Source organism: Methylobacterium sp. NMS14P (assembly GCF_028583545.1).
Classification (GTDB): Bacteria; Pseudomonadota; Alphaproteobacteria; order Rhizobiales; family Beijerinckiaceae; genus Methylobacterium.
This window is the reverse complement of the sequence record NZ_CP087106.1, coordinates 1,905,058-1,920,625: the sequence shown is the minus strand read 5'-3', so window position 1 is coordinate 1,920,625 and position 15,568 is coordinate 1,905,058. Positions and strand designations below refer to the sequence as shown.

Below are 15,568 nucleotides of genomic sequence, written 5' to 3'. Positions count from 1 at the left end.
ATCCTGCAGAACCTCTATCATCTCGGCCCGGCAGGGTTAACCGACCGCTAAGAGGGCCGCGCAACGTCGCGCTTGCGGCCGGGCGGATGGGAGCCTATCGGGGGCCGGGCGCGGCCAGGACGGTTCCGACAGCCTCCGAGGCCGCGGTGTCATGCCTTCGCCTCATTCGAGGGGAAAGGCAGGCCGCCCGGTCGCCGGGGCGGGGGATGCGCGCAGACGGGCGCCCGTCCCGCCCGATGGCCGGACCGATTCATCCGGAGCTCCGGGCGGTGCGCCAACGCGGCGGGCGGCCGGTCGCTCCGGCGGACCTGCCGCCAGGCCGGCTCCGCGTCCTGCCAGCCACACACGTCCGTTCCAAGGGGTCAGAGCCGATGTCCTTCACCCGCACCGCGACGCTCGCCCGCGCCGCCCTCCTCGGTCTCGCGGGCCTCGGCCTCGCGGCCGCGCCGGCCCTGGCGCAGCCGAAGAAGCCCGCCGCGCCCGCGCCGGCCGCCCCGGCGCCGACCGCCCCGGGCACCCCCGCGGCCAACACCCCGGCCGCCCAGACGGGCCCGCAGATCGTCGCGGTGAAGTCCGAGCCGAGCCAGGCCGACTGGACCAAGGTCTGCGGCAAGGATCAGGGTTCGGGCACCGACATCTGCTACACGACCCGCGACTTCGTGTCCGACCAGGGCCAGCCGGTGCTGGCCGTGGCGGTCTACGAGATGAAGAACGCCGCCCAGAAGCAGGAGGTGCGCGTGGTGCGCTACCTGCTGCCGCTCGGCCTGCTGCTGCAGCCGGGCATCCGCTTCAGCGTCGACGGCCAGGCGGCGACCGCCGGCCGCTTCGCGGTCTGCTTCCCGAACGGCTGCTTCGCCGAGGCCGGCGGCGTCGATGCCGGCGTGATCGCCGCGATGAAGAAGGGCACGACCCTGAACGTCTCGGTCCAGAACCAGACCCAGCGCGAGGTCACCTTCGCGGTGCCGCTGGCCGGCTTCGGCAAGGCCTTCGACGGCCCGGCCATCGACCCGAAGGTCCTCGAGGAGCAGCAGAAGAAGCTCCAGGCCGAGCTGGAGAAGCGCTCCGAGGACATGCGCAAGAAGCTCGAGCAGCAGCAGGGCGCCGCCCCGGCCGCCGGTGCGGCGCCGGCGCCGGCCCCGGCCGCCAAGTAAGCGCCATCGACCCGCCGCGCGGCGGGTCCGTATCGGGGGCCGGGCCGCGAGGTTCGGCCCCTCGCGTTCGACCCGCCCGGCGGCGAGACCTAACGGGTCCCCGGGGTCCCCGAGGCCGGCTGGACGATCAGCACGCGCAGGTCCTGGTCGGGCACGTAGTCCCGGGCCTCCCAGCGGAACGTGGTCGGCCCGGTCTTCCGGATGTCCGTGCGGCAGAAGCTGACGACCGCCTCCGGGCTGCCCTTGTCGACCGTCAGGGTGAAGCGCCCGATCGGCGCGGCCCAGTTGCGCGCCGTGGTGACGATGTAGGGTACTACGGTCGCCCGCAGGTAGCCGCCGGGACCGGCCGCCTTCGCGTGCAGGCGTCGGATCGCCGCGAGCCCGGCCTCGTCCAGGCAGTAGGTCGCCCGGTAGCCCGGGCGGGACGCTTCCTTGAGGTCGAGGAAATGGGCGCCGTTCACGGGCGCGTAGCTGTGGGCGATCCGGACCTCCTGCCCGGGCGGGAAGGTCTGGAGCCAGTGGAACTTGGCCTCGCCGCGCCAGAGCCCCTCGGTCATCCGGTCCGGCGTGTCGGGGACGTCGGGGAAGAGCCCGGCCTTGACCAGCGCGGCCCATTCGGGCGCGCCGATCCGCTTGGCCGCCGTGCTGATCGCGTCGAAGCGCAGCGGGTTCAGCGGCAGGCCGTGCCGGCGCAGCAGGTCCGTCACCTCGCGCTCGCCCACGAAGGCGCGCTCCTCCAGCTCGGGCTCGAGGGGCTTGCCGTCGACCGTGACGGTGAAGCCGACGAAGTTCGGGCTGTCGGGCCGGGGCAGCGCCAGGGCCGAGAAGCTGAGCTCCCGCCCGTCGATCGGCGGCAGCGGGAAGGCGATCCGCACCGTGCGCGGCTCCTGAACCTGATTGCGGAACAGGTAGGACACGTCGATCCGGTCGCGGGCGATCGACAGGTCCTCGCTCGCCAGCACGATCCCGGGCTCGCGCCGCAGGACGAGGCCGCCGGCATCGAGCTCGGCCGCGCTGTCGTTGGCGCGCGCCGCGCCCGTGAGCAGGCCAGCGAGCAGGAGCGCAGCGGCGATGCGGGGGTTGGCGACCACGGGGCGGGCTCGTCCGACGGCACGGGCCGTCGCGGCAGACGAGCGCCCGCCGCTTGCCAGGACCTTCACGGACCGGGCGCCTCAGTTCGTGGCGCGGTCGCGCATCCGGTACGCGCCGGCGGCGTCGCGCTCGAACATCTCGGCGATGCCGGCGTGGCGCAGGGCCTCGCCCGACGTGTCGGGCAGGAGGTTCTGCTCCGACACGTAGGCCACGTACTCGGTCTCGGCGTTCTCGGCGAGCAGGTGGTAGAAGGGCTGGTCCTTGCGCGGCCGGACCTCCTCGGGGATCGACAGCCACCATTCCTCGGTGTTGTCGAACACCGGGTCGACGTCGAACACGACGCCCCGGAACGGGTAGATCCGGTGGCGCACCACGGCGCCGATCGCGAATTTCGCGGTTCTCAGTGTTACGTCCGACATGGTTCAACCCGTCCAGATCGGACAGATAGGTCCGATGACGGATCGTGTCACCCGGTCGCCGCGGAAGTCGGCGTCTCCGCGGCGCGGGCCAGGCGGTCCCGGACGGCGATCGCCTCCGGCAGCGGCCGCCACAGGACGGTCATCTCGGCGATGCGCCCGGCCGCGTCGAGGCGCCAGTAATCCATCCCGTCGAGGCGGTGCGGGCCGGCCGTCGCGCCGAAGAAGGCGGCGGCGTGCGCGGGGCCTTCCAGGATCTCGCGGACCTCGAAGGCGTCGACCGCCGCCAGCAGGGCGTCGACCACCGGCCGGATCGCCGCCTTCCCGCGCACGGGCTCGGCGGCGAGCGGGGTGTTGAGCACCACCCCCTCGGCCATCTGCGCCAGCATGGCGTCCCGGTCCTTCGCCGCCAGGGCGGCCGCGAAGGCGCGAACGTGGGTGAGGTCCATCGGAGGTCTCCTACGGGATCCGGATGCCGAGCTCGGCCGCGATCGCCCGGGCGGTTTCCTCGCGCCGGGCCGTGATGTCGGCCGCCGCCGCCCGCGCCCGCGCCACGGTGGCCGGGGAGGCCGTGCGGGGCGTGCCGCTGTCGAACGGGGGCTCGGGGGCGTACTGCATGCCGAGCTGGATGGTCCGGGCGGCCTCCTCGCCGCGCAGCGCGGCGGCGAGCTGCAGCGCGCCGTCGATGCCCGCGGTGACGCCGGCCGCGAACACCCAGGTGCGGTCGTCCGCGTCGCGGTCGATCACCACGCGCGCGTCCACCGGCTCGGCGCCGAAGAACGGGAGCAGGTGCACGGCGTTCCAGTAGGTCGTGGCCCGCCGCCCGACCAGCAGGCCGGCCGCGCCGAGGATCAGGGCGCCGGTGCAGACCGAGAGGACGTGGCCGGCCCCGGCCACCTGGTCGCGGATCCAGCCGAGCACGGCCGCGTCCCGCATCAGGGCCTCCTGGCCCGTGCCGCCCGGGACGTGCAGCACGTCGAGCCGCGGGGCCTCGCCGAGCGTGGCGTCCGGCAGCATCCGGAGGCCGCGGACGTCGCGGACGGGCCCCGGGCCCGGCGCGTAGACCCGGTAGGTGCTGTTGGGCACCCGGGACAGGACCTCGAACGGGCCGGTGAGGTCGATCTGGTCCAGCCCCTCGAACAGGAGCGAGCCGATCTGCAGGTGGGTGTCGGGCGGGATCATGCCGGGCCTCCGTGGTGGACAGGGAGATCCTAGCGCGTCAGGATCTGGCCGAAATGCCAAAGAGCCCTCGTTTCTCGCCAGATCCGCCGCGCCCGGTCGAGGTGCTGGCCTTCCCGTCGGTGCAGCTCCTCGACGTGGCCGGGCCGCTCCAGGTCTTCGCCACCGCCAACGAGCACGGCGGCGCCGGGATGCCCTACGCGCCGCGGGTGATCGCGGCCGGCGACCCGGGACTCACCGCCTCGGCGGGCCTGCGGCTGGTGGCCAACCCATTGCCGGATCCCGACGCGCCGGTGGACACGCTGGTGATCGCGGGCGGCCCCGGCGTCGTCGCGGCCTGCGACGACGCCGCCCTGGTGGCCTGGGTGCGGGCCCGGGCGGGCCGGGCCCGCCGGGTCGCGTCGGTCTGCACCGGCGCGTTCCTGCTCGGGGCGGCGGGACTCCTCGACGGGCGGCGGGCCGTGACCCACTGGACGCAGTGCGGGGCGCTCGCCGCCCGCTACCGGCGCGCCCGGATCGAGCCCGACCCGATCTTCGTGCGCGACGGCCCGGTCTGGTCCTCGGCGGGGGTGACGGCGGGCATCGACCTGGCCCTGGCGCTGGTCGAGGAGGATCTCGGCCGCGCGACCGCCCTGACGGTGGCGCGCCACCTCGTGATGTTCCTCAAGCGCCCCGGCGGGCAGGCGCAGTTCAGCGCGGCGCTGGCGCTGCAGGCGGGCGAGGAGCGGTTCGGGCGGCTCCACGCCTACGTCGCCGACAACTTGGCCGGCGACCTGTCGCTGCCGGCGCTCGCCGCGGCGGCCGGGATGAGCGCGCGCAGCCTGAGCCGGCACTATCGCGAGGCGACCGGCCTGACCCCGGCCAGGGCCGTGGAGCGCCTGCGGGTCGAGGCGGCCCGGCGCGCGCTCGCCGAGACGGCGCAGCCGGTGAAGCGCGTCGCCCGGACCTGCGGCTTCGGCTCCGAGGAGACGATGCGGCGCAGCTTCCTGCGGCACGTCGCGGCGACGCCGCAGGAGTACCGGGCGCGGTTCGGCGGGTGAGGGGCCTAGAGCCGTATCCGACCATGTTGCAACGGCCGGGAAGGACGGCGAGCCCGGTCTCGCCGGCAGCGTCAGGCCCCCTCTCCCGTGCGGGAGAGGGGGCGCGTCGCGACTCGCGGACGCCGTATCGGGACCGCCACACGCGGCCCCGGCAGCCCGCTCACCCCAGCTTGTAGACCGCCGCCAGCTCCGGGTCCTTCGCGGCGACCAGCCTGGCGAGGTCCACGATGACCTTGGCCTGCTTCCAGGTGGCGTCGTCCTGCATCTTGCCGTCGAGCATCACGGCGCCGGTGCCGTCCGGCATGGCCTCGACGATCCGGGCCGCGAAGGCCACCTCGGCCGGGTCCGGCGCGAAGACCCGCTTGGCGATCGCCACCTGGCTCGGGTGCAGCGTCCAGGCGCCGGCGCAGCCCATCAGGAAGGCGTTGCGGAACTGCGCCTCGCAGGCGTCGCCGTCGGAGAAGTCGCCGAACGGGCCGTAGAAGGCCTTGATGCCGTTGGCCATGCAGGCGTCGACCATCTTGGCGATGGTGTAGTGCCAGAGGTCCTGCTGGGCGCTCGCCCGGGGCGCGTCGCCCGCCGGGTCGGCGATCACCCGGTAATCCGGGTGGCCGCCGCCGACCCGGGTGGTCTTCATGCCGCGGGACGCCGCGAGATCCGCCGGCCCGAGGCTCATGCCGTGCATCCGGGGCGAGGCCGACGCGATGGCGTCGACGTTGGCGACGCCCTCGGCGGTCTCCAGGATCGCGTGGACCAGGATCGGCTTCGTCACGCCGTGGCGCGCCTCGAGCTGGGCGAGGAGCTGGTCGACGTAGTGGATGTCCCACGGCCCCTCGACCTTGGGCACCATCACGACGTCGAGCTTGTCGCCGACCTCGGCCACGATCGTGAACAGGTCGTCCAAGATCCAGGGCGAGTTGAGGGCATTGATCCGGGTCCAGAGGCCGGTGCCGGTGGCGGCGAAGTCGGTGGCCTGGGCCATGGCCACGAAGCCCTTGCGGGCCGCCTCCTTCTGGTCGGCCGGGACCGCGTCCTCCAGGTTGCCCAGCACCACGTCGACGGTCCCGGCGAGGTCCGGCACGCGGGCGCGGACCTTGTCGTTGTGGGGCGGCACGAAGTGGATCATCCGCTCCAGCCGCACCGGCAGCTCGCGGAACGGGGCCGGCGCGCCGGTGGCGAGGGGCTGGAAGAAGCGGCGGGGCAGTTTCATCGGGTGCCTCTTGTCAGGGCTGGCGTCTGAGCCCCGTTAAGGCAGCTTGGGCGGGCGCGTAAAGCCGCGCCGCGCCGAAGTGATCCCGGACGTTCGTGATTTCGGACGTTCGTGATTTCGGACGTTCGGCCCGGCGCGCCGCCGGGGCCGCCGATCCTCAGCCCCGGCCGCCCCGGCGGCCGATCATGCCGATCCGGTTGAGGATGCCGCCGGCCTCGCTGCCGGCCACCACCACGAGGCGCCGGACCTCGCCCCGCAGGAAGGCCTGCAGGAAGCGGTTGTAGTCGCGGAACGAGACGCAGCCGTTCGAGGCGCCGGGCTGCCGCAGCATGTAGGTGTGGGCCAGCAGACCGTCGCGGCCGTGGATCGCGGCGCTGCCGCCCACCGGGTTGAGCCGGATCGCCCGGACCCCGTGGAACAGGCGCTCGCGCTCGGTCAGCGTGTAGGTGCCGGGCGGGGTCGAGCCGCGCATGCGCAGGTGGACGTAGCGCGGGTTGTCCATGTGCTCGCCGAGGCCGGAATGGGCCTCCAGCACCTCGCCGGAGGGCAGCGTCACCGTGCGGGCGGTGATGTCGTAGACGGCCGTGCCGGCCACCGAATCGGGCTCCGGGCTGATCCGGGTGCGCGGCGCCTCCTGCGGCAGGGCGTCCGGGCTGGCATAGGCCAGCGCCTGACGGGGCTCCTGTCGGCTGTCCTGGCGGCTATCCTGAGACGGCGCCGCGGCGCCGACCCCGAACAGCTTCTCGAAGAAGGACGGCTCCTCGGCCATCGCGGCGCGGAACACGTCGCGGGTCCGGGGCAGGGCGCGGCTCGCCACCCGCGCGGGCGGCGCCGCCGGCGCGCGCCGCAGCTCGGCCGGGCGCGCCACCGGCAGCGGCACCAGAGCGGGAACGGGGACGGGTGCGAGGGCGGCGGGGGCGGGCTCGGCCGCGGCCATCCGGACCGGCGCCCCCGCCCCCTTCTCGCCGGCCTTCTCGCCGATCTTGTCCGCGACTCTCTCTGCAGCTTTGGCCTGGGCCATCCGGACCTGGGCGGCCCGCGCCCGCTCCGCCTGCGCGACCTGCCGGGCGATCTCCCGGACCGCCGGGGACGGGGCGGCGGCGGCGACCTGGAAGCCGGGGACCGGCGGGGCCTCGCCCCCGAAGGCCGTGGCGGTGCCGGCGCCCAGCGCCGGGCTCCGGTCGAGCATCCAGGCGAGGCTCGGCCGCGGCGCCACGGCCTGCGGGGGCGGGACGGCGGCCGGCCCGGCCGCCGCGACGGACTCCGCCTCGGGGCGGGCCGGCCCCTGCGGGTGGCTGAACACGGCCCAGCCGGCGAGGCTGACGCCGGTGAGGGCGATGAGCGCCGTCAGCCGGGCGCGGCGACGTGCGCGCCGCATGGCGCTCGGGTAGGGCGCCCGGGTGCGGACGACCGGATCGTAGGCGGTCTCGACGTAGGTGGGGCGCGGGGGCGCCGGTCGCGCCGGTTCCGCGCTCGGATACGCGGTCTGGAACGCGGCGAGGGACAACGCAGCCTGGGCCATTCGGGAACTCGCGTACGCGCTTCCCCTGGGCAGCCGCCGCCGTTCGCCCGCGAGAGCCGTTCTCGCGCACGTGGCCCGGGTCACCCGTCTGGGGAGGACATCAACCGTCCACCCCATTAAGCCGCGGTGTGGTTAATCCCCGCTGAAGAGACAGTTTCCGCGCGCGTTCCCGTGTTGGGACACAGCCTCAGGTGGCCCGATCCGGCGCGTCCCCGGCCGCGTGCCCGAGCGCGTCCCCCGCCAGCTCCATCGGCCCGTGCCGGCGCGCGACCAGCAGGCAGAGCAGGGCCACCGGCACGCCGATCAGCGACGTCCCGACGAAGAACCACGCGAAGCCGGTCCACTCGATCACGAAGCCCGAGAACCCGGCGAGCAGGCTGCCGGGCAGGGCGCAGAGCGAGGTCAGCAGGGCGTACTGGCTCGCCGCGTGGGCGGTGGCCGAGAGCCGCGACATGTAGGTGATCAGCACGATCGACGCGAAGGCGTAGGCGAAGCCGTCGATGCCGACGGTCAGCGCGAAGGTCCAGAACGCCGCCCCGCCGTGGCCGCCGTGCCAGGCGAGGTAGGCGAGGGCCAGGTGCGAGGCCGAGGCCGTCACGGTGCCGATCAGCAGGCTCGCCATCATGCCGATCCGCGGGATGATGGCGCTGGCCAGGAAGGTGCCGCCGAGCGCGATCCAGAAGCCGAACAGCTTCGTCACCGTCGCGATGTCGGTGTTGGTGTAGCCGAGCGTCTTGAACAGCGGGATCGCCATGGCGTTCGAGACGTAGCCGGGCATCCGGAAGCCCGCGACCAGCGCCAGCACCGGGACGGCCAGCGGCCCGAGCCGGGCGAGGAGGTCGCGGATCGGCGCCCAGACGGTCTCGACGAAGCCGCCGGTGGCGGGCGTCTCGGGGGCGGGGGGCTCGGGGGCGAGGAGCGCCGCGACCGTGCCGGGCGCCATCAGCGCGGCCATGCACAGGTAGGCCACGCGCCAGCCATACGCGTCGGACAGGTAGAGGGCGCCGGCGCCGGCCGCGAGGTTGCCGATCCGGAAGCCGATCTCGGCCCAGGACGACATCAGCGCCTGCTGCTCGGGGGGCGCGGCGGTGATGCGCCAGCCGTCGATCACCACGTCCTGGGTGGCGCCCGCGACGCCGAGCGCCAGGGAGAACGCCACCGTCCAGGCGAGCCAGTGGGCCGGGTCGCCGAAGGCGACGCCGGCGAGCGCCAGCGCCACCAGGATCTGCGTGGCGACGATCCAGCCCCGGCGCCGCCCGAGCCAGCGGCCGATGAGCGGCGCGTCGTGGCGGTCGAGGAACGGCGCCCAGAGGAACTTGAGCTTGTAGGCGATGGTCAGCTCGCTCATCAGCCCGATCGTGGCGAGCGGCACCTTCGCCTGGACGAGCCACGCCGACTGCGTCGCGTAGACGAGCAGGAACGGGATGCCCTGCGCGAAGCCGAGCCCGAGCACCGCGGCGACGCGCCGGTCGGTGAACAGGGGCGTGAGGAAGGCGCCCGGCGCGGCCTTCACCGGCTCGGGCGCGCCGGTGACCTGCGCCGGGTTTGCCATCCACGCGTCTCCTGGGCTTCGGGGCGGAGAGAGCAGAGATGCGTCGCGCGTGCAACGATCGCGCGACTGTCCCACCCGCTACCGCGTCCCGAGGAGGCCTGCCGGGAGGACCGTCACGCCGCCTTCTTCGCCCGCTCGGCGATCGTCACGAGGCTGCGCAGCACCTCGGTGGCGGTCTTGAGCCGGGCCGGGACCGTGGTCAGCTCGCGCACGAACACCACGCTCATGTCGGGCCGCACCTTCGCGAACGACGCCTGCTCGGCGACGTAGGCCACCAGCCCCTGCGGGTTGGCGTAGGAGCGGTCGCGGAAATGGACCACCACGCCCTTCGGCCCGGCCTCGACCTTCTCGACGTTGGCCTTGAGGCAGAGGATCTTGATCGTGCCGATCTTGAGGAGCTGCTCCACCTCCGGCGGCAGCGGCCCGAACCGGTCGATCATCTCGGCGCCGAAGCTCTCCATCTCGGAATCGTCCTGGAGGGTGGCGAGCCGCCGGTAGAGCGCCAGCCGCACCCCGAGATCCTCGACGTAATCCTCCGGGATCGTCACGGGCGCGCCGAGCGCGATGGTCGGCGACCACGCCTCCTCGGGCACGTCCTCGATGCCGGCCTTGAGCGCCGTCACCGCGTCCTCCAGCATCTGCTGGTAGAGCTCGTAGCCGACCTCCTTGATGTGGCCCGACTGGGCGTCGCCGAGGAGGTTGCCGGCGCCGCGGATGTCGAGGTCGTGGGACGCGAGCTGGAAGCCCGCGCCCAACGTGTCGAGGCTCTGGAGCACCTTGAGGCGCTGCTCGGCCTGGGCGGTGAGCTGGCGGTTCGCCGGCGTCGTGAACAGCGCGTAGGCCCGCGCCTTCGAGCGCCCGACGCGGCCGCGCAGCTGGTAGAGCTGCGCGAGGCCGAACATGTCGGCCCGGTGCACGATCAGCGTGTTGGCGGTGGGGATGTCGAGGCCCGATTCCACGATCGTGGTCGAGAGCAGGACGTCGAACTTGCCCTCGTAGAAGGCGGTCATCACGTCCTCGAGCTGGCCCGCCGCCATCTGGCCGTGGGCGACCGCGACCTTGATCTCGGGCATCTCGGCGTCGAGGAACTTCTTGACCTCGGCCAGATCCTCGATCCGCGGCACCACGTAGAAGGACTGGCCGCCGCGGTAGCGCTCGCGCAGCAGCGCCTCCCGGATGGTCAGCGGGTCGAACGGCGTCACGAAGGTGCGCACCACCAGCCGGTCGACCGGCGGGGTCGCGATGATCGAGAGCTCGCGCACCCCCGTCATGGCGAGCTGGAGCGTGCGCGGGATCGGGGTCGCCGAGAGCGTCAGCACGTGGACGTCGGCCTGGAGCGCCTTCAGCCGCTCCTTGTGGGCGACGCCGAAATGCTGCTCCTCGTCCACGATGATCAGGCCGAGATCCTTGAAGGCGATGTTCTTGGCCAAGAGGGCGTGGGTGCCGACCACGATGTCGACCGTGCCGGCGATGAGCCCCGCCCGCGTCTGCTTCATCTCCCCCGCGGAGGCGAAGCGCGAGAGCTGCGCCACCTGGACCGGCAGGCCCTTGAAGCGCTCCGCGAAGGTCCGGAAATGCTGGCGGGCCAGCAGCGTCGTGGGGACGATCACCGCCACCTGCTTGCCGGAGATCGCCGCCGCGAAGGCGGCGCGGAGCGCCACCTCGGTCTTGCCGAAGCCGACGTCGCCGCAGACCAGCCGGTCCATGGGCCGGCCGGCATTGAGGTCGTCCAGCACCGCGTCGATGGCGTTGGCCTGGTCCTCGGTCTCCTCGAACGGGAAGCGCGCGGCGAACTCCCCGTAGAGCCCCTCGGGCGCCTGCAGGGCCGGGGCCTTCCGGACGAAGCGCTGGGCCGCGACCTTGATCAGCTCGCCCGCCATCTCGAGGATGCGGCGCTTCATCTTGGCCTTGCGGGCCTGCCACGCGCCGCCGCCGAGGCGGTCGAGGGCGACCTCGGAATCCTCCGAGCCGTAGCGGGTCAGGAGCTCGATGTTCTCCACCGGCAGCAGCAGCAGGCCGCCGGTGTACTGCAGCTCCAGGCAGTCGTGCGGAGCGCCGGCGGCGTGGATCGTCTTGAGGCCGACGAACCGGCCGATGCCGTGGTCGGCGTGGACCACGAGGTCGCCGGGCTGGAGCGCCTGCACCTCCAGGATCACGTCCTGCGGCCGCTTGGCCTTGCGCTTCTGGCGGACCAGCCGGTCGCCCAGGATGTCGCCCTCGGAGACGACGGCCAGCTCGCCCGCGGTGAAGCCCGCCTCCAGGCCCCAGACGGCGACCGCCGCGTCGGTGCCGCGCTTGAGCGCGTAGACGTCGGTGAGCCGGGTGATCGCCACGGGCTTCTTCAGGCCGTGGTCGGTGAGCACGCCGCAGAGCCGGTCGCGGGAGCCGTCGGACCACGCGCCCAGGATCACGTGGTGACCGGATCCCTGGAGGTCGCGGATATGCGCCACCGCGGCGTCGAACACGCTGGCGTTCTCGTCGGCCCGCTCGGGGGCGAAGTTCCGTCCGGATTTCGCGCCGCAATCGATGACGGCGCGCTCGGACGATTCGGGCTGCGCGAACGGGGTCAGCCGCGCCACCGTGGCGGCGCCGATCCGCTCCTTCAGCTCGTTCGGCGTCAGGTAGAGGGCGCGGGGCGGCAGGGGCTTGTAGGGGGCGACGCCGGGCTGCGGCGTCTTCATCGCGCCCTCGCGGGCCTGATAGTAGTCCTGGACCAGCGCGATCCGCTCGGCGGCGGCGTCCTCCACCTGCGGGTCGAAGACCAGCGGCACGCCGCCGAGATAGTCGAACAGCGTGTCGAGGTGGTCGTAGAACAGCGGCATCCAGTGCTCGAGGCCGGCGTAGCGCCGCCCCTCGCTCACGGTCTCGTAGAGCCGGTCGTCCCGGGTCGCCGCGCCGAAGCTCTGGATGTAGTTCTGGCGGAAGCGCCGGATCGTCTCCGTGGTGAGCTGGACCTCGCTCATCGGCATCAGGTCCAGCGAGCGGAGCTGGCCGGTGGTGCGCTGCGTCTCCGGGTCGAAGGCGCGGATCGATTCCAGCGTGTCGCCGAAGAAGTCGAGGCGGATCGGCGCGGCCAAGCCCGGCGGCGACAGGTCAAGGATGCCGCCGCGCACCGCGTACTCGCCGGTGTCGCGCACCGTCCCGGTGCGCAGGAAGCCGTTGGCCTCGACCCAGGCCACCACGTCGTCCATCGCCACGACGTTGCCGATCGCGGCCGAGAACGCCTCCCGGGCGATGTGGGCGCGGGGCGGCACCCGCTGCACCAGGGCGTTGACGGTGGTGCAGAGGATGCGCGGCCTCTCCTCGGCCGAGCGGGTGCGGGCGAGGCGGGCCAGCGCCGTCATCCGGGCGGCGGCGACCGCCGTCGTCGGCGAGACCCGGTCGTAGGGCTGGCAGTCCCAGGCCGGCAGGCTCATCACGTCCATCTCGGGCGCGACGAAGCCGAGGGCCGCCTGGAACGAGGCCGAGCGGCCGGAATCGCGCGCCACGTGGACCAGCACGGCCGGCGCGTCGACGGTCGGCGCCAGGGCGCGGGCGAGGTCGGCGAGGGCGAGGGCGTCGAAGCCCTCCGGGGCGTTCGCCAGCACCGGGCTGTCGCCGCGCTTCAGGGCGTCGATCGCCCGGGCGAGCGCGGAGGATTTCGGCAGCGCGAAGCGCGCGACCTGCGGCTTGGCGGCGGGGGCGGGGGGCTTCGGCTGAGGCTTGGCCATCGGGTCTTTCGCGGGGAGTCCCGCCGGGCGCGTCAGGGGAGGAGGTCGGGTGGCGTTAGCCCAACGGGCCGCCGCGATAAAGCGTCCCCGCGGTCACGGCCGAAGGCCCTATATGGCGGTTCCGCTGCGGCAGGGAACGGTGGTCATCCTCGCGAGCGCAGCGAAGCGATCCAGCAGCGCCACGCTGACCAAGGACGCGCTGCCCTGGGTCACTTCGCTGCGCTCGTGATGACGGAGCGGGCCGCATCGGCCGAGAGCTTCGATCGGATGCGATGAAAATCCCCGGCCCTCGCCCTCAGGCGTCGGGCCCGACGATCTCCGCCAGCGCCGCCTCGACCCGGCCGCGGAAGAAGTCCGCGTTGGGCATGGGCTCGGTCATCGCGGCGGCGCGCGCCGTCGCCTGCCGGAGGATCTCTCCGCGGAGCGCCGGATCGGAGCGCTCCATCATCTCCAGCATGATCCGCACCACCAGCTCGGTGGCGATCGACCGGGCCGGGTGGTCGTAATTGGGTTTCGGTTCGTCCATCGGGGCTCTCTCAGGCGGGCTCTCTCAGGCGGGCTCTCTCAGGAATGGATCGGCGCGTCGTGCCGGTGGAACGCCCGGACGCGCCGCCAGACCGACGTGTCGTAGTTCGAGGGCGTCTCGACCTCGCCGGTGAGCCACTTGAACAGGTCCCGGTCCGGCACCTCGATCAGCGCCTCGAACTGGTCGAGCTCCGCCTCCGACAGCTCGCCGATCGCGGCGTCGGCGAAGCGGCCCATGATCAGGTCCATCTCGCGGATGCCCCGGTGCCAGGCGCGGTAGAGGAGGCGGCGGCGGCGCGGATCGAGGTCGGCGCTCGTGCGGGTGGTGCCGGACATGGATCTCGGACCTCGGCTCGAACAAGGGGTAGGCGCTAGATAGGCCCCCCGCGGCGACGGATCCAGAACGGCGCCGCGACCGGGCGAGTTACAACTGGAGGGCGAGACGGCAAAAAGAAATTGCCTCCGCCGGGCGCTCCGTTATCTCGGGCTGCAACGCCCCCGGACGGGGCGGCGAGCGGGAGTCCAACGATGCCGAAGGCGATCCGGGTCTACGAGTACGGCGGCCCCGAGGTGATGCGCTTCGAGGACGTGCCCCTGGCCGAGCCCGGCCCCGGGCAGATCCGGGTCAAGCAGGCGGCCATCGGCGTCAACTTCATCGACATCTACTTCCGCACCGGCGCCTACAAGTCCCCGCACATGCCCTACACCCCCGGCAAGGAGGGTGCCGGCACCGTCACGGCGGTGGGCGAGGGCGTCAGCCAGTTCAAGCCCGGCGACCGGGTCGCCTACGGCTCGGTGGCGGACGGCTGCTACGCCGAGGAGCCGGTGATCCCGGCCTCCGCGGCCGTGCCGATCCCCGACGGCGTCGACGAGACGACCGCCGCCGCCATGATGCTCAAGGGCCTGACCGTCGAGTACCTGCTGCACCGGACCTACGCGGTGAAGCCCGGCGACACGATCCTGTGGCAGGCGGCCGCCGGCGGCGTCGGCCTGATCGCCTGCCAGTGGGCCAAGCACCTCGGCGCCACCGTGATCGGCACCGCCGGCAGCCCCGAGAAGGCGGACCTCGCCAAGCGGAACGGCTGCGACCACGTCATCCTCTACCGCGAGGAGGACGTCGCCAAGCGCGTCCGCGAGATCACCGGCGGCAAGGGCGTCCCGGTGGTCTACGACGGCGTCGGGCAGGCGACCCTGATGGGCTCGCTGGACAGCCTCGCGCCGCTCGGCCTGCTGGCGAGCTTCGGCTCGGCCTCCGGGGCGATCACCGGGCTCGACCTCGGCCTGCTGGCCCCGCGCGGCTCGCTCTACGTGACGCGCCCGACGCTCGCGACCTTCTCGTCGAACCGCGCCACCCTGGAGGAGGCGGCCGCCCGCCTGTTCAAGGTGGTCCGCGACGGCGCGGTGAAGATCGCCGTCAACGCCACCTACCCGCTGGCCGAGGCGCAGCAGGTGCACCGCGACCTCGCGGGCCGGGAGACCACCGGCTCGATCGTGATGCTGCCGTAGAGACCGACCGTGACGCCCGGCAACGCCGACCTGCTCCTCGTCGTCGACGTGCAGGTCGATTTCCTGCCGGGCGGGGCGCTCCCCGTCCCGGGGGGCGACGCGGTGATCGGCCCGATCAACGCGCTCCAGCACCGCTTCCGGCACGTGGTGCTGATGCAGGACTGGCATCCGGCGGACCACGTCTCCTTCGCCGAGACCCATCCGGGGCGGGTGCCGTTCGAGACCGTGGCGCTGCCCTACGGGCCGCAGGTGCTGTGGCCGCGCCACTGCGTCCAGGGCAGCCGCGGGGCCGCCTTCGCGCCGGATCTCGCCACCGACCGGGCCAGCCTGGTGGTGCGCAAGGGGCTGGATCCGCGGGTCGACAGCTACTCGGCGTTCCTCGAGGCCGACCGGGCCACGCGCACCGGCCTCGCGGGGGCGCTCCGGGAGCGCGGCATCGCCCGCGTCGCCGTGTGCGGCCTCGCCACCGACTTCTGCGTCGCCTGGAGCGCGCTCGACGCGCGTGACGCGGGTTTCGACGTCCTCGTGGTGGCGGACGCGGTGCGCGGGATCGACGTGGACGGGTCGCTCGCGCGGGCCTGGGCGCGGATGGAGGCGGCGGGCGTCCGCCGGATCGCGGCGGCGGAGATCGGCTGAGGACCTGCGGGGACCGGGAGGCGAACCGC

At 73.5% G+C, this 15,568-nt stretch carries 14 protein-coding genes; 4 read left to right on the top strand and 10 right to left on the bottom strand.

Going from position 1 to position 15,568, the window contains the following annotated elements:
- Window positions 1–371: 371 nt before the first annotated feature.
- Window positions 372–1,151: an invasion associated locus B family protein gene (locus LOK46_RS08900; RefSeq protein ID WP_020093277.1), complete on the top strand. Its 780-nt coding sequence runs from the start codon at window positions 372–374 to the stop codon at window positions 1,149–1,151.
- An 89-nt stretch (window positions 1,152–1,240) separates the two neighbouring features.
- Here LOK46_RS08900 and LOK46_RS08895 read toward each other — a convergent pair whose 3' ends face one another.
- From LOK46_RS08895 to LOK46_RS08880, 4 genes are all read right to left on the bottom strand, one after another.
- Window positions 1,241–2,242, bottom strand: a complete 1,002-nt coding sequence (locus LOK46_RS08895) for a DUF4424 domain-containing protein (protein ID WP_273563435.1) — start codon at window positions 2,240–2,242, stop codon at window positions 1,241–1,243.
- An 81-nt stretch (window positions 2,243–2,323) separates the two neighbouring features.
- A complete protein-coding gene (gene hspQ, locus LOK46_RS08890; RefSeq protein ID WP_012318638.1) occupies window positions 2,324–2,662 on the bottom strand; it encodes a heat shock protein HspQ in 339 nt (112 codons plus the stop codon).
- A gap of 47 nt (window positions 2,663–2,709) precedes the next feature.
- Window positions 2,710–3,108 (bottom strand): nuclear transport factor 2 family protein, encoded by a 399-nt coding sequence (locus LOK46_RS08885; protein WP_273563434.1) that lies wholly within the window; start codon window positions 3,106–3,108, stop codon window positions 2,710–2,712.
- Window positions 3,109–3,118: 10 nt separating this feature from the next.
- On the bottom strand, window positions 3,119–3,841 hold the full coding sequence (locus tag LOK46_RS08880) for a DJ-1/PfpI family protein (RefSeq protein ID WP_273563433.1): 723 nt from the start codon (window positions 3,839–3,841) through the stop codon (window positions 3,119–3,121).
- Window positions 3,842–3,894: 53 nt separating this feature from the next.
- On the opposite strand from LOK46_RS08880, the gene LOK46_RS08875 reads away from it, so the two are divergent.
- Entirely contained in the window at window positions 3,895–4,878 is a 984-nt protein-coding gene (locus LOK46_RS08875) for a GlxA family transcriptional regulator (protein ID WP_273563432.1), read from the top strand.
- Window positions 4,879–5,038: 160 nt separating this feature from the next.
- Here the strand turns inward: LOK46_RS08875 and LOK46_RS08870 are convergent, their stop codons facing one another.
- From LOK46_RS08870 to LOK46_RS08845, 6 genes are all read right to left on the bottom strand, one after another.
- Window positions 5,039–6,088 carry an HpcH/HpaI aldolase/citrate lyase family protein gene (locus LOK46_RS08870; RefSeq protein ID WP_273563431.1) on the bottom strand — a complete coding sequence of 350 codons (1,050 nt, stop codon included), beginning with the start codon at window positions 6,086–6,088 and terminating at the stop codon, window positions 5,039–5,041.
- 157 nt (window positions 6,089–6,245) lie between these two features.
- Window positions 6,246–7,610, bottom strand: a complete 1,365-nt coding sequence (locus LOK46_RS08865; RefSeq protein WP_273563430.1) for a DUF2778 domain-containing protein — start codon at window positions 7,608–7,610, stop codon at window positions 6,246–6,248.
- A 187-nt stretch (window positions 7,611–7,797) separates the two neighbouring features.
- Window positions 7,798–9,162 (bottom strand): AmpG family muropeptide MFS transporter, encoded by a 1,365-nt coding sequence (locus tag LOK46_RS08860; protein ID WP_273563429.1) that lies wholly within the window; start codon window positions 9,160–9,162, stop codon window positions 7,798–7,800.
- A gap of 113 nt (window positions 9,163–9,275) precedes the next feature.
- Window positions 9,276–12,872 carry a transcription-repair coupling factor gene (gene mfd / locus LOK46_RS08855; protein WP_273563428.1) on the bottom strand — a complete coding sequence of 1,199 codons (3,597 nt, stop codon included), beginning with the start codon at window positions 12,870–12,872 and terminating at the stop codon, window positions 9,276–9,278.
- 295 nt (window positions 12,873–13,167) lie between these two features.
- Window positions 13,168–13,398, bottom strand: coding sequence for a hypothetical protein (locus tag LOK46_RS08850; protein ID WP_273563427.1), 231 nt, complete (start codon window positions 13,396–13,398; stop codon window positions 13,168–13,170).
- A 38-nt stretch (window positions 13,399–13,436) separates the two neighbouring features.
- A complete protein-coding gene (locus tag LOK46_RS08845) occupies window positions 13,437–13,733 on the bottom strand; it encodes an FAD assembly factor SdhE (protein WP_273563426.1) in 297 nt (98 codons plus the stop codon).
- 192 nt (window positions 13,734–13,925) lie between these two features.
- On the opposite strand from LOK46_RS08845, the gene LOK46_RS08840 reads away from it, so the two are divergent.
- Window positions 13,926–14,903: a quinone oxidoreductase family protein gene (locus LOK46_RS08840; RefSeq protein ID WP_273563425.1), complete on the top strand. Its 978-nt coding sequence runs from the start codon at window positions 13,926–13,928 to the stop codon at window positions 14,901–14,903.
- A gap of 9 nt (window positions 14,904–14,912) precedes the next feature.
- The gene (gene pncA, locus LOK46_RS08835; RefSeq protein ID WP_273563424.1) at window positions 14,913–15,539 is read left to right on the top strand and encodes a bifunctional nicotinamidase/pyrazinamidase; all 627 of its coding nucleotides are present in this window, start codon (window positions 14,913–14,915) and stop codon (window positions 15,537–15,539) included.
- Window positions 15,540–15,568: the final 29 nt, after the last annotated feature.